General features: G+C 40.2%; 12 protein-coding genes and 1 pseudogene. 6 read left to right on the top strand and 7 right to left on the bottom strand.

Annotated elements, in window-relative coordinates; genetic code table 11:
* Positions 1-31: 31 nt before the first annotated feature.
* Complete coding sequence (gene trxB / locus UYK_RS0105920; protein ID WP_026086374.1) at positions 32-1,399, bottom strand: thioredoxin-disulfide reductase; 1,368 nt, start codon at positions 1,397-1,399, stop codon at positions 32-34.
* A gap of 242 nt (positions 1,400-1,641) precedes the next feature.
* Between trxB and UYK_RS0105915 the strand changes: the two genes are divergently transcribed.
* The 3 genes from UYK_RS0105915 (at position 1,642) to UYK_RS0105905 (ending at position 6,317) form a co-directional block, all read left to right on the top strand.
* The gene (locus UYK_RS0105915) at positions 1,642-2,877 is read left to right on the top strand and encodes an LL-diaminopimelate aminotransferase (RefSeq protein ID WP_009458476.1); all 1,236 of its coding nucleotides are present in this window, start codon (positions 1,642-1,644) and stop codon (positions 2,875-2,877) included.
* Between the two features lie 236 nt (positions 2,878-3,113).
* Entirely contained in the window at positions 3,114-4,625 is a 1,512-nt protein-coding gene (locus UYK_RS0105910; protein ID WP_016871081.1) for a VanZ family protein, read from the top strand.
* A gap of 258 nt (positions 4,626-4,883) precedes the next feature.
* On the top strand, positions 4,884-6,317 hold the full coding sequence (locus UYK_RS0105905) for a serine/threonine protein kinase (RefSeq protein ID WP_009458474.1): 1,434 nt from the start codon (positions 4,884-4,886) through the stop codon (positions 6,315-6,317).
* Between the two features lie 155 nt (positions 6,318-6,472).
* On the opposite strand, the gene UYK_RS0105900 is transcribed toward UYK_RS0105905, so the two are convergent.
* From UYK_RS0105900 to lipB, 4 genes are all read right to left on the bottom strand, one after another.
* On the bottom strand, positions 6,473-7,729 hold the full coding sequence (locus tag UYK_RS0105900; RefSeq protein ID WP_009458473.1) for an HhoA/HhoB/HtrA family serine endopeptidase: 1,257 nt from the start codon (positions 7,727-7,729) through the stop codon (positions 6,473-6,475).
* 287 nt (positions 7,730-8,016) lie between these two features.
* Positions 8,017-8,169: a hypothetical protein gene (locus UYK_RS25990; protein ID WP_016871080.1), complete on the bottom strand. Its 153-nt coding sequence runs from the start codon at positions 8,167-8,169 to the stop codon at positions 8,017-8,019.
* Between the two features lie 223 nt (positions 8,170-8,392).
* Positions 8,393-8,524, bottom strand: coding sequence for a hypothetical protein (locus tag UYK_RS27510; RefSeq protein WP_257998908.1), 132 nt, complete (start codon positions 8,522-8,524; stop codon positions 8,393-8,395).
* Positions 8,525-8,643: 119 nt separating this feature from the next.
* Complete coding sequence (gene lipB / locus UYK_RS0105890) at positions 8,644-9,324, bottom strand: lipoyl(octanoyl) transferase LipB (protein ID WP_009458472.1); 681 nt, start codon at positions 9,322-9,324, stop codon at positions 8,644-8,646.
* A 553-nt stretch (positions 9,325-9,877) separates the two neighbouring features.
* Here lipB and hpf point away from each other — a divergent pair.
* Both hpf and UYK_RS27140 read left to right on the top strand, forming a co-directional pair.
* Positions 9,878-10,537 (top strand): ribosome hibernation-promoting factor, HPF/YfiA family, encoded by a 660-nt coding sequence (gene hpf / locus UYK_RS0105885; RefSeq protein WP_009458471.1) that lies wholly within the window; start codon positions 9,878-9,880, stop codon positions 10,535-10,537.
* 119 nt (positions 10,538-10,656) lie between these two features.
* A pseudogene (locus UYK_RS27140) lies at positions 10,657-10,803 on the top strand (PIN domain-containing protein); the annotation flags it as partial.
* A gap of 351 nt (positions 10,804-11,154) precedes the next feature.
* Here UYK_RS27140 and UYK_RS0105880 read toward each other — a convergent pair.
* Together UYK_RS0105880 and UYK_RS0105875 are read right to left on the bottom strand one after the other, a co-directional pair.
* Positions 11,155-12,753 (bottom strand): DUF1565 domain-containing protein, encoded by a 1,599-nt coding sequence (locus UYK_RS0105880; RefSeq protein ID WP_009458470.1) that lies wholly within the window; start codon positions 12,751-12,753, stop codon positions 11,155-11,157.
* A 219-nt stretch (positions 12,754-12,972) separates the two neighbouring features.
* The gene (locus UYK_RS0105875) at positions 12,973-13,755 is read right to left on the bottom strand and encodes an ion transporter (protein ID WP_009458469.1); all 783 of its coding nucleotides are present in this window, start codon (positions 13,753-13,755) and stop codon (positions 12,973-12,975) included.
* Between the two features lie 147 nt (positions 13,756-13,902).
* Here UYK_RS0105875 and UYK_RS0105870 point away from each other — a divergent pair, with 147 nt between their 5' ends.
* Positions 13,903-14,328 carry a nucleoside deaminase gene (locus UYK_RS0105870; RefSeq protein ID WP_009458468.1) on the top strand — a complete coding sequence of 142 codons (426 nt, stop codon included), beginning with the start codon at positions 13,903-13,905 and terminating at the stop codon, positions 14,326-14,328.
* Positions 14,329-14,399: the final 71 nt, after the last annotated feature.

The following is a 14,399-nucleotide window of genomic DNA, read 5'->3' as shown; positions in this document are numbered from 1 at the left end:
ACCCAATATCTCTTTTTGTCAAAGTTTACAGCTACAAATAACTTTCAATCAACTGGCGGTACTCGCTCTTTTTCTTCACGCCCTTGACTTCTTTTAACAGTTCCTTATTCTTAAAAAACTGAACTGTGGGAGTTCCGGTAATGCCCGCATTTTCCGCAATTTCTCGGTCTTTGTCGATATCAATTTCTACAAAGTGAATTTTACCGTCAAATTCATCTACTACTTTATTAAGTATGGGTTTGAGGGTGTGACAAGGGCCGCAACCAGGAGCGACGTATTTGACAACCAGCAAGCGATCGCTTTCGTGGAAAAGCTTCCGCAGAGCATAACTTCCCTCATGACGTGTTGCATTTAAATCAAATTCATCGTCGGTGGGAGTACGGTTAGAAGTTGGCTGAGGTTCTAATTCATTATCTGGAGTTTGTGAGACTTGATGAAACTCCTGAATTAAACCATTGGCAGATAACCACCGTTCTGCTAACATCGCTGCCATACAACCACTACCTGCTGCGGTGATTGCTTGGCGATATTCATGATCCTGCACGTCACCAGCAGCAAAAACACCTTCTACACTTGTTTCTGGTGAACCAGGTTTGGTGACAATGTAACCTACCTCATCGAGTTCTATTTGTCCTTTAAATAAGGAGGTGTTGGGAGTGTGACCAATGGCGTAGAATAGTCCTTTAACGTGCAGTTCACTTTCTTCCCCAGTCTTATTATTGCGAATTCTCACCCCTTCCATGTGACCGTTACCAAACACGTCTACAGGTTCGGTGTTCCAGTGAATATGGATTTTGGGATTACTCAAAACTCGGTCTTGCATGGCTTTAGAAGCCCGCATTTTATCGGAACGTACCAGCAGATTTACCTTGGAGCCATATTTAGTTAGGTAAATAGCTTCTTCCGCTGCTGAGTCGCCACCACCTACCACAGCCAATTCCGCCCCATGGAAAATTGGTGTAGCACCATCGCAAATCGCACAAGCAGAAATACCCCGACTCCAAAATTGCTCTTCACAAGGTAGTCCTAGCCGTTTTGCTGTTGCACCTGTGGCAATAATTAAACTATGGGTTTTAAATTCCCGTTCTGTGGAGCGGACTGTAAATGGACGCTGTTTTAAATCTACTTCAATTACGTCTTCTGTATATAGCTCAGCGCCCCAACGTTCCGCTTGAGCTTTCATCAAATCCATCAGTTCTGGCCCAGTAATCCCTTTGGGAAAGCCAGGAAAGTTTTCTACTTCCGTTGTTGTCATCAACTGTCCACCAGGCAAACCCCCAGCTTGGAAGCCCTCAAATACAATTGGTTTTAGGTTGGCGCGTCCCGCGTAAATAGCAGCTGTGTAGCCTGCTGGACCAGAACCTATGATTACCACGTTTTCTACATTTGGGTTAGTCATGATGGCTAAGATAAACAAACTCATAACGACTACGTATAATTCATCATAACAAATATTTTGGTTAGCGGTTAGTTGTTATTCGATTACCCGATTCCCAAGAAAGCAGATTTATCCGTGGGATCAATCCAAAATTATCTGACTAATTGTGACTAATTACGTTATATTGGCGATCGCAACTCAACCAAGATATCGCACATAGCAGTAAGCTGGTTTATTTAGAGCATTTATAAAAATTCCCAACTATGGCAACGATTAACGACAACTACCTCAAGCTGAAAGCTGGTTATCTGTTTCCTGAAATTGCGCGCCGTGTCAATGCTTTTGCAGAAGCTAACCCAGATGCCAAAATTATCAGGTTGGGTATTGGTGACGTCACCGAACCATTGCCAGAGGCTTGCCGCACTGCGATGATTAAAGCTGTAGAAGAAATGGGCGATCGCGCCACTTTCAAGGGCTATGGCCCGGAACAAGGTTACGCTTGGCTACGAGAAAAAATAGCTACACACGACTTCCAAGCCCGGGGGTGCGAAATTGATCCATCGGAAATCTTCGTGTCGGATGGATCTAAGTGTGATACAGGAAATATTCTGGAAATTTTTGGCAAAAATAATACCATTGCCGTTACCGATCCTGTGTATCCGGTATACGTAGATACTAATGTCATGGCGGGAAATACAGGTAACTCTAACGATAAAGGTGAGTATGAAGGTTTAGTTTATCTGCCAATCACAGCAGAAAATAACTTCACCGCTACTATCCCCTCACAGAAAGTCGATTTAATTTACCTCTGCTTCCCAAATAATCCCACCGGTGCAGTCGCTACTAAAGAACATCTCAAAGCCTGGGTAGACTATGCAAAGGACCATGGCTCGATCATTTTCTTTGATGCTGCTTACGAAGCCTATATTACTGATCCAGAAATTCCCCACTCCATCTATGAAATTGAGGGAGCAAGAGATTGTGCGATCGAATTCCGTTCTTTTTCCAAAAATGCTGGATTTACCGGTACGCGGTGTGCATTGACTGTGGTTCCCAAGAACCTCACTGCTAAAGCTGCTGATGGTTCAGATGTGGAACTTTGGAAACTCTGGAACCGCCGCCAGTCTACTAAGTTTAATGGTGTGTCCTACATTGTACAACGGGGAGCTGAGGCAGTTTATTCCCAAGAAGGGCAAGCGCAAACCAAAGCCTTGATTAGTTTTTATCTGGAAAACGCTAACATAATTCGCGAGCAACTGACAGCAGCAGGATTAGCTGTCTATGGTGGCGTAAATGCACCTTATGTCTGGGTGAAAACGCCCAATGGTCTTTCTAGTTGGGACTTTTTCGACAAATTGCTGCATAGTTGCAATGTTGTGGGTACACCAGGATCTGGCTTTGGTGCAGCAGGTGAAGGTTATTTCCGAATTTCCGCGTTTAACAGTCGGGAGAATGTGGAAGAGGCGATGAAGCGGATTACAACCCGCTTTTGTGCATAAGTTCCACTTCATTCGTTTCTCAAGAAACATAGGGGGTATGGCTGTGTCAGCCTAGCACGCAGCAAAGCTTTGCTGCGTACCACCCCACAAATAAATGATGCTGTGGGCTTGTCGAATTCAGTGTGAGTTTCCTTGCCGCAATAGGTGACATATTTGGAGTAGATGAACAAAAATGAGCAAAACTACGTCTTTAGTTAGACCGTCTTCAGAAGCAATATTAAGTAAAATGAATGATTATGAAGAAATATCAAACTATTTGTCACGCTCATTTATTAGGTCTGCTCAAAGATTACGGGCTTGTCGCTATAAGTGCATTAGTAGTACTGTTAGCGACACTTTATCCTTTTAATTTTTCATTTCCAGATTCTTTTTCTTTAGAAGAAATAGTTAATAGTTTTAGTAATACTACTTCTTTCCAAGATACAGTCAACAATATTTTATTATTTATACCTATAGGTTTTTTTTGCACTAGTCTTTTACAAAAATACAGAACACAATTAAGACTGGAAATTTTAACAGTTATATTAGCAAGTGCGAGTTTATCAACAATAGTTGAATTATTGCAAGTTTTTGTGCCTGGGAGAAGACCGACTCCAGAGGATATTATTAATAATTCTATTGGTGGTTTTGTTGGTTGGCTTTGCTTTAATTGGCTTTTTTCTCGCAGCTTTGCTACCATCTTAGCAAGGATCGAGCATAATAGCAGTAGACGGGTGAATCAAAGAATAGCTGCCTTTTGCCTTGGTTACATATTATTATCATCTCTGAATTTAGTATTCTGGCAAAGTACAACATATTTAAGTAATTGGGACTGCAACTATCCACTCGTAATTGGTAATGAGGCAACAGGAGATAGACCTTGGCAAGGATATATCTCTAAAGTATACATAACTGATAAAGCCGTTTCTGCAATTGAAGCTGCACAGATATTTACAGATAAAGATTACTTTAATAATTTTGGAGACTCTCTGGTAGCTGCTTACAAATTAGATGCAAGTAGTCAATATTCTTATCGGGATAAGAGTGGTAATTTACCCAAATTGTTATGGCGTGGTCAGCCTGTAAATACTCAGGAAAACAAAGGAGCTTTATTGAGTTCTAGTAACTGGCTTGAAACAGCAAATCCTGTGAAAAAATTAAATAAAAGAATATCCAACACTTCTGAATTTACTATCAGCACAACTGTAGCTACTAGTGACATAAATCAAACTGGCCCAGCCCGAATTGTGTCGATTTCTCATGATTCTCTGCGTCGTAATTTTACTTTAGGACAACAGGGAAGAGCTTTAAACTTGCGATTAAGAACACCAATTACGGGGGAAAATGCTGGAGGTGTTCAACTTAACATTCCTAATATTTTTACCGACAAACAACCACATCATCTAATCATTACCTATTCTCGTCCGATTATCCAGGTATACGTAGATAGCCTACAAAATTCCTACTCATTAAATTTGCTAGACTTCATTCCCATAGACTATAAGCTCTTTTACTATTCTTTAAATTTTATACCTTTAGGAATTTACCTTGCCCTTCTTTCTCTGTTGGTAAAAAACAGTCGCCTCATTCACAGGTTGTTAATAATTTTGGGTATATTATTACCTTCTTTGATGCTGGAAACTTTTTTGGTAAATGTGTATGGTAAGGAAATTAGTTTGAGAAATATTTTACTTGGTATATTTTTTACAGCAACTACAGCCTTTATCCTGAAAAACAGGGCTACTTTTTTAATCAAAAAAGTAGCTTGAAATCCAGTAGGTTTAGGTTAAGGGTTGTTTAGATGTGTAGAGACATGCTATGGCATGTCTTTACAAAGATTATTGGTAGGTCAATTATCTGACGAACCGTATTGGGAGTGTAAAGGTATAGGGAAACGTACCCGTAGGGCTTGGTTGGAAATCAGATATTCGATCTTTATACATAAATTTTGCGATCAATCCTGAAGAAACTACTCATAATGAGAAAAGTCTATTGTTGTTAATTTTGCATAACAGTTTAGCCATAGCATGATTGGCAAATTGCTAGATCGGCGTTATCAGGTGGTTCAGATATTAGGCCAAGGTGGATTCGGTCATACTTATATAGCCGAAGATACTCGTCGTCCTGGAAATCCCTCCTGTGTAGTCAAGCACCTCCAACCAGCAACTAGTGATCCAGATTTTTTGGAAACAGCTAGACGCTTATTTAAAAGAGAAGCTGAAACCCTGGAAAAGCTGGGTATTTACGACCAAATTCCCCGACTGCTAGCTTACTTTGAAGAAGACGAAGAATTTTACCTGGTGCAAGAATTTGTTCCTGGTAATCCGCTATCGATGGAATTGCAACCGGGTGTAAAGTGGAGTGAAAGCCAAGTCATTCATCTACTGCAAGACGTTTTACCCATTCTAGAATTTGTCCACAGTCATGAGGTGATCCATCAGGATCTCAAACCCCATAATTTAATTCGCCGTAGTTCTGACAATAAGCTGGTTTTAGTTGACTTTGGTGCGGTGAAACAAGTGAAGATGTATTCACTGATGACACCAGATCAGCTAAAAAATGAGACTATTCCAATTGGCACACCTGGATACATGCCAAGTGAACAAGCACTAGGCAGACCATATCCTAACAGTGATATTTATGCTTTGGGTATGATAGCGATTCAAGCTTTGACAGGCTTGCATCCCAAACAGTTAGGTGAAGAGCCTGCAACTGGGGAGATAATATGGCAGCATCATGCCCAAGTTAGTGACGCCTTGGCAGCTATTTTAACAAAGATGGTGCGTCAACATTACAAATACCGCTATCATTCAGCAACTGATGCCCGACAAGCAGTAGCTGCGATTAGCAGTCCCAACACACCAAGGGTTGTAGCAGCTGTCGTCAACCAAATATTAAAAGATTATTGGCAACAAGGCTACCTGTCTGCAACAAAAATGGTGCGATCGCTCCAAGAACTAGCAAAACCTTGTTACGTTCCCCCAGATAACACAACAGTTCGCCTATCCACAGGATCAACACCCACAATTCCACCAACAATACCACAAACACAGAATCTAGGAAAAACTGCTCGTCTCAATCCATTTGCGTCATGCAGCAATTTTCAGATTAAACGTCGTCAATTACCATTATTAATTTTTGGTACTGGTGCTGCGATCTTACTTACTTACGGTGTAATCACCACAAGTCGACCACCCCAGCCTGCACCTGTAGTTGCAAAAAATCAAGTTAAAGAAACAACCGATAAAAATCAAACCCCAGAAAAAGATAGTTGTATTGTTGTTGTTAGCTCATCTAATTTACGCTCTACATCCGGACGCAGGAGAACAGGAAAAGTTATCAAAGCTGGAACCAAAGTCACAGTTACAGGCAAAGAACAAAATGGTTGGATAGAGATTAGTTCTCCGGAATCTGGGTGGATTTGGAAGAGTCGCACAAGAAATATGTGTTCTGAGAAATAAATGCACACCCATAAACCATCTGTGTACATCTGTGTGCATCTGTGGTCGATTTTCAATCGGTAATGGGTAATGGGTAATGGCTAATTGTTAATTGGTAATAGTTGGTTATTTTTTCACTATGCCCACCCTAGAAATGCCCAACTGTCAAAAACTTACTATTGATTCAAAGCAGTAGGAAATGCACCAGGTTGTACAGCTAAATTGATGGTTTGACCTTGACGGCGCAATTCTAGGCGTAAATTTCCACCAATTTGGCTATTATCTACTGCTTTTTGGACACTTCTAGCATCTGTGACAGTTTCACCATTGACTTTTTGAATCACATCACCAGCACGTATACCTGCTCTCGCAGCTGGTGAATTGGGCATAACTCTCACAACTAATACGCCTCTATCTTCATTGACAGTCAAATTGCTGTTAGGATCAGAGTTCAAATTATCTCTCAACTCTGGTGTCAACCCGATCATTTGAATACCTAAATAAGGATGTTGAGCTCTGCCTGTGGTAATCAGTTGATCAGCGATGCGTTGGGCTGTGTTGATGGGAATGGCAAATCCTATTCCTTGCGCCCCCTGGATAATAGCTGTATTCATGCCAATTACTTGGCCACGATCATTTAATAAGGGGCCACCAGAGTTACCAGGGTTAATTGCTGCGTCTGTTTGGATATAGTCTACTCGTTTGTCGGTAGCACCAATCAAATTGCCATTGCGTCCGGTAGCGCTGATAATACCTGTGGTGACAGTATTATCTAATCCTAAAGGATTACCGATCGCGATCGCTAATTGTCCGGGTTGCAATTGTTCAGAATTGCCCATTGCCAAGGTTGGTAGGTTATTGGCTGCAATCTTGATCACTGCTACATCAGTCAACTCGTCTTTACCCAACACCTTACCGTCAAAGCTGCGTCCATCTTTAAGTGTGACTTTAACTGTATCTGCACCATCAACAACATGAGCATTAGTGAGGATGCGACCGTCACTACTGATGATAAAACCAGAACCACTACCACGTACTACTCGCTGTTGTGGTGAAAATGGTATTTGCCCACCAAAAAAGCGACGGAAAAATGGATCGTTAAATTCCTGTGGCATACGGGATATTACAGTTCTAGCAGAATCAATTCGCACTACGGCAGGGCCAACTTTTTGCACAATATTTGCAACAAAATTGGGATCTGCAGTTGCTGTTAAGGGTGGGGCAGCATTAACTGGAGTTACTGCTAAATTAGATGCATTGCGAGACATCTGCTGATAGTTAGTAGCTACATAGCCACCAGCAAACGTCATGCCAGAACCGAGTAACACTAGCGATAAATTCATAGCTGCCCTGCGCCAAGGTGCAATAGAATGGGGTTTATCGCTAGATGAATAATTTGATAAATTGTTGCGATCGCGTGGTTCGTGTAACATTTTTTGTACAGAGTATCTTTAAACTTATATCCAATCTAGATACTCTTTATGAAGTTTTTGTTTCAGAAATATGGCGCTGATGTGAAACTTGCACCAGAAAAGGGAGAAGATAGGTGATCGCATCCGCATCAAGATTAGGTAATCTAACAATTGTGACTATTACTCTTCATAATTATGAATCAGGACTTTGTGCTTTTCTTGATCGGCGTGGGTGTACTCGTTGTATATCTTGTCTTCTCAGCCATGACTGAAATGGGAACTAAGTTTCCTTGGAAGAAGTAAATCGTTCAACTCTGGTTTGCAGGCGATCGCTCTACTAGCCAACGGTGCAAAATCACCATGAGCACCAGCAAAGGAACCATCAAAATAAAAGCATAGAAATATAAAGCGACACCAATTGAGATTGGATTTTTGAGTTGCGATCGCAATTTAGACGACATAAATTCTGATGTTGCTCGCCTTACTCATTTTAAGAATCACAGCAGTTGTTGTAGCTAGCGATCGCCATCAAGATAATCCCCTAGAAACGAAAATTTCTTTCTTGATATATGAAGGCACTAACTGCTGAAACCAAGCTGGTGAGTGCTATGCCTATGGATGTGAAAAATCGTCTGCTTTTCATTAACAGATCACGCGTTTAGTAAAAATATTTCCGTGTAAAATTTACAGTTGGTATAACACTACTAAATTGATGGTCTGTGATACTAATTGAACATCATATTCTGGTGTCTTGAGTGTTTCAATGGCGATCGCGTGGTTGTCAATGGCTTTCCTGACAACGAAAATCCTTGCCACAACGCTGCAATTAAGTAGGTCGGTGTGAAAATTGTCGTTATGACAAGGCAGAAGGGAAGAGCTTTTTGGGCAACTTTACTTTCCGTTACATACTACTCTCCCTTGAAGCCGCTCAGCGTCTACGGTTTTTTTCGCACCGTTCTAATTAATTCGACATCAAATACTTGTGCAAAAGACTGTGCTAAAGTGTGGCGTACTTGCTCACAGCTTATACCTGGTATCCAATTGGCTAAACTAGCCACAGGTTTATCAGCAATGCCACAGGGTACAATTCGCTCAAAACCTGTCATGTCAGGACAAACATTTAATGCAAAGCCATGCATGGTAATCCAACGGCTGACTTTAATACCAATTGCGGCAACTTTGCGTCCTTCCACCCAAACACCGGTGAAACCAGAAATCCGCTCTCCTACTAAACCATATACCGCCAGCGCCCGAATTAACACTTCTTCTAACTGCCGCAAGTACCAATGCAAGTCTTTTTGATAACTATGCAAGTTTAAAATTGGATACCCTACCAGTTGACCTGGACAATGGTAAGTAACCTCTCCGCCTCGTTCAACTCTGTACACATCATACGTATGATTGTCAAGGTCAAATTTGAGAAATTCCGGGGTTGCTCCTTGCCCCAAAGTGTATACAGGTGGGTGTTCTAGCAAGATTAACACATCGTCTAGATTGGGGTCTTTGATCCGCTCTTGAAAAAGCGATCGCTGCCACTCTAGTGCATCCAAGTATGGTAATAGTCCTTGGTCATATAGTAGACACCGGCGGTTGTGTGAAGGAATACTACGGCTCATACCAAAAAATAACTAATTTACATGTTATGCTGTATAAAAAATGACAGTATTGTCTCCTAAACCTCAAGCTATGCAAAGGATCATAAAGGAAAGTAAAGGGAAGCGGTTTTGTAAAATACAAGATGCTAGTTTGAATATATAACCTCAATGGTATTGGGAGGAATTCTCTACAATAACCATCATGCCAAGAGAAAGAAGAATAAATGCACTGGCTGATGGATTCTAACTCAATTGTTTTCTGTTGAAAAAGGGATAAAACTAACAATAAAACGCTTATTGTCTATGAAAAGCCAATGCAGCCCGTGTTGGAGAAGCAAAGCTAAATATATCTGCATGAATATCCATGAGCCTTTTTTGCAGCTGGAGCTATTGCAAAGATTCCTAAATTGATAACACTAGGCATGAGCAAGTACTCACCTAGATTTGGCTTAGGGTAGTCGCATTAGCAGTACAGTAGGGATTTCCCAATTTCGGCGGCAGTGATAGACCTTAACCGAAATATCTTGTTCTCCAAACCAAGTATACATCAAAAGCTTTGAGCGGGAGAGTTTACATGAAGCTTGTCATCCACGGCAAAAATATTGAAATCACCGATGCGATTAGAGAATATGTACATCAAAAAATTGAAAAGGCGGTGAGTCATTTTCAAAACATCACAAATGAAGTGGATGTACACTTGAGCGTAGCTCGCAATCCCCGAATTAATCCCAAGCAGGCGGCAGAAGTCACTATTTATGCCAACGGAAACGTCATCCGTGCCGAGGAGAGTAGCGAGAACTTGTACGCCAGTATAGATTTGGTAGCAGATAAAATTGCCCGTCAACTACGTAAATATAAAGAACGGCGTCATGACAAGAAAACTCATGCCCAAACTGGTATTGAAGGAGTAGTACAACAGACAGTAGTTACGGATTTAATAGGTAATCGCGCCCCTGAATTACCAGAAGAAGTGGTTCGGACAAAATATTTTGCCATGCCACCAATGACTGTTACAGAAGCTTTAGAACAACTGCAACTGGTGGGACACGATTTTTACATGTTCCGCAACAGCGAAACAGGCGAAATTAACGTGATTTACGAACGCAACCACGGTGGTTACGGTGTAATTCAACCCCGCAACAGTAATGGTCATATAAATCATACCAATGGTAAAAATGGCAAAACTGCTCATACCAGCACTGGCGTTACGGAGGTATCGCACGTAAATAAATAAAGCTTTTGTTAGTGGTTAGTGGTTAGTGGTTGGTTATTGATTGTTGTACCAGACGTGCCATGGCACGTCTGGTACAATAGAAAAAGTGACTTATTTACTAGATACCAATATTGTCACTTTTAAAAAATAAGGGCACTCTTATTCAACAAGCAGATATATTGATAGCGGCGACGGCAATTACACGCGGTTTGATACTTATTTCCAATGATTCTGATATGCTGAGAGTCCCAGAAATTTCTTTAGAAAACTGGCTGTACACATATTGATTATATCTAATGTAAAAAATTCTGTTGATGATCGAAGCTTAGTTGATAAATATCTAAACTTGATTGATTAGTATTCAAGTCTCATTGAGTATCAGAACTTCGTCGTCTAGTCTTAAAACTCCATTAACGAGTATTAAAATCTTGTAGTCGAGTTGCAAAACTTCATTGATGAGTATCAAAATCTTGTAGTTGAGTCTCAAATCCTCAAAGCGATCGCACTCGTTCAAATATATAGAGTTCCGGTTTGAATACAACACACAGTAGGTTAGCGCAACTGTGCTAACCTACAAAAGAACTGCATTTTCTGCAAGAGAAAACTGCTATAAATGCCCTGAAATTTCCAGTCTGAACCTAAGCAACCACAATATAAGGCGAGTCGATCACCGCTACGCGATCAGCATCAACTAACGCTTGATACACCATCGCCACTACCTCTGCGCGTGTTGCTTCGCGGGTGGGGTTGAGTTCCTTAACTTTGGGATAGTTGACAATAATTTGTTTTTCGCTAGCAACAATTACCTCATCTTTGGCATAGTCAGGAATTTTTGTTTGATCATCGTAGGGTTTGAGAGTTTTATGACCACTAGCCGTTAATCCTAGTCCATTCACCAGCGAAACGATAACTTGTACACGCTGGATATTATCGTTAGGACGGAAAGTGTTATCAGGATAACCAGAGAGAAATTGTCCTTGATAGGCTTGTTGAATGACTTTATTTGCCCAAAAGTCCTGGGGTACATCTTTAAATTTGATTGCTTGGCGTTTGGCGCTGGGGTTAAAAGCTTTGACTATTAATGCAGCATACTGCGCCCTTGTCATTGTCGCATCTGGTCTAAATGTGCCGTCAGGGAAACCCTTGATGATTTCTAACTTGACTAATTCCCGAATAAAGGCAACTGCCCAATGATTGCTAATATCGGTTAAGTTGCTGGGAGTAGGTGTAGGCGTAGGTGTGGGATTTGGAGTTGGATTTGGTAGTGGAGTCGGTGTCGGATCAGGAAATGGTTCAGGTTGTGGTTCTGGGGTAGGAGTTGGATGAGGAATTGGATTAGGAGTTGGATTTGGGGTTGGGGTAGGAACTTGATTATCAAGAAACTCAATTAAACCCTTGGTTTTTGCTGGATCTATTTGATTTCCTATAGAAGTAAGTTTGTTGGAACTGGCATTTTGGACATCAAATTGTCCGTTACTGCGGAAGATATTACCTCCTGGGTTATTGGTACTGCCAATATCTGGTAAAGCATTGGCAATTACCGTCAAACCATCTTGGGTATTTCTTTCGCAGATATTATTACGTAATATCGGACGAGCGCTACCAGAGATGACAATACCAGAACGATTTTCAGAAATTTTGTTATCTACTAGTTTGGGAGAAGCTGTATCACTAATGGCAATGCCAAAACCCGTATTGATGCATGTATTACCTTGAATCTCGCCTTTAGCATTCTTGGCGATCGCAATTCCATTAGCAGCATTTTCTATAAATTGATTACTGCGGATTACTGGGTTCCCATCACCAGTTACAAACACTCCTTCTCGCTTACATTTTGTAAAGGTACAGTTGGCAATAGTAGGACTGGTAGATTCTACCCATACACCACTACCACGGGTAGCGGAATTAGTTACAGTTACACCCTTGAGTTCAGCACCATTGTCTAGTACAAATGTGACATTTTGACCAGCAAAAGTACGACTGAGGTACTGACCACTGCCTTCAATTAAAATACTACTGCCTTTGTTAGCTTCATTACCTACTATTGAAACTCCAGCCGGAACCGATAAAGGAAAGACTTCCCCAGAAGCAGCATTGTAACTACCATCTGCTAGTTGGATCTGCGAACCGGAAGTAGCTTTTTTGAGGGCTTGTGTAATAGTTTTTAAAGGTGCTTGTGGTAAACCACTGGCGCTATCATTACCAACAACAGAATTTACGTAAAGAATTTGAGACATATTTATACTGTCAAAAAAGACATTGACATCCTACCGCTTACACTTCAACTTTGTAGCAGTCGATTCCTTAAAGTAAGTTAAAGTCTTTCTTGTTACAAGTTTCTGTTTGTTGGGACAATAGATAGCGATCGCTCTTTAAACGTGATCTGCCTGAAGGGGTGACAATTTCAATACGACGGTTGTTTTGTCGTCTTACCCTAGTTATAAAGAAATATTAGATTATGACTGTTTATACAATTTTGTGCCACAACTTTTACAAAATACTGCATCAGCATCATGAAAAGCTAAACCGCATCCCGGACAAACAGTTTCTACTTGATTCGCAGTTTTTACTAAGCGTCTAATTAAATCACCTACTTGCCAAGGAATAAGCGCAATACCTGTTAGAATCATTAAGACTGTCAGCAAGCGACCTAACTCTGAAGTGGGAGTGACATCACCAAAACCTACAGTCGTCATCGTCACTATGGAAAAATAAAAAGCATCCAAAAAAGTAGCAAATATTTTCGAGTTGACAGGATGCTCAACTTGATAGATTAAGCCAGAATATACAAAAATAATTGCAAATAGAGTAAACAATATCCTCGCAAAAATCACACCATCTTCACTGCTGATACCAAATAAATATTTTTTGTCTATAAACCTAATCAGCCTTAGGATTCTGAACCACCGCAATAGACGCAAAAAGCTAATATCAATCGCTCCTAAAAAAGATGGTAGAATTGCGATTAAGTCAATTATTGAATAAAAACTTAAAACATACTTAACTTTATCTTCAGCACTCCAAAAGCGCAGAAAGTATTCCAAAGCAAAAATGACTAAAATAATATTATCTAATACATTTAAATTAAATCTAACAACATCAGGTATATTATAAGTCTCTGCGACAAAAATCCCTGAAGACAATAAAACCAACCCAGCAATAGTTAAATTAATTAATTTCCCTACTGGTGTTTCCAAATCAGCTAGATAAAAAGCAGTTTTCTCTTTTGTCAACAACATAAAAACTCTTTTTTGTCTCTAATCTTACTTTGCTTATATTCTTCGTGTTGTTTGTGGTTAGTAGAAAAAATTATATTAACAACTACAATCAGATTGATATATACTGACTAAATATCCTTTCAAACCCATAAATTATATCTCAATTATATGACTCCAGAAGATTTGATGCGTTTAGCCATAACAGAAGCAAAGAAAGGAGATGCACCTTATGGGGCTGTAATTGTTAAAGATGGAGAAGTGGTTGCTGTTGCTCATAACACTGTGAAGCGAGATCATGATCCATCCGCTCATGCAGAAATTAATGTTATTCGCAGTTTAACAGCAAAACTTCAAAACAATTCTTTGGAGGGTTATAGTATATACACAATTGGTGAACCTTGTCCAATGTGTGCAACTGCTTGTGTTTGGGCTGGTGTATCAGAAATTATTTATGGTGCTTCAATTCAAGATTTAATATCAGTAAATCAATCACAAATTGAAATAAATTGTGAAGAAATTATTGCTAAAAGTTTTAGAAAAATTCAGGTTAAAAAAGGTCTTTTGAGAGAAGAATGTTTAGAGTTGTTTAAATAGTAGTATATATTGATGGCAATGGGTAATGGAGAAAAAACCAGAAATCACTAAATCTATCTGTATCGGTGTCC

Source organism: Fischerella thermalis PCC 7521 (genome assembly GCF_000317225.1).
Classification (GTDB): Bacteria; Cyanobacteriota; Cyanobacteriia; order Cyanobacteriales; family Nostocaceae; genus Fischerella; species Fischerella thermalis.
Note: the sequence above shows the minus strand (reverse complement) of the source record. Positions and strands in the feature narration are given on the sequence as shown.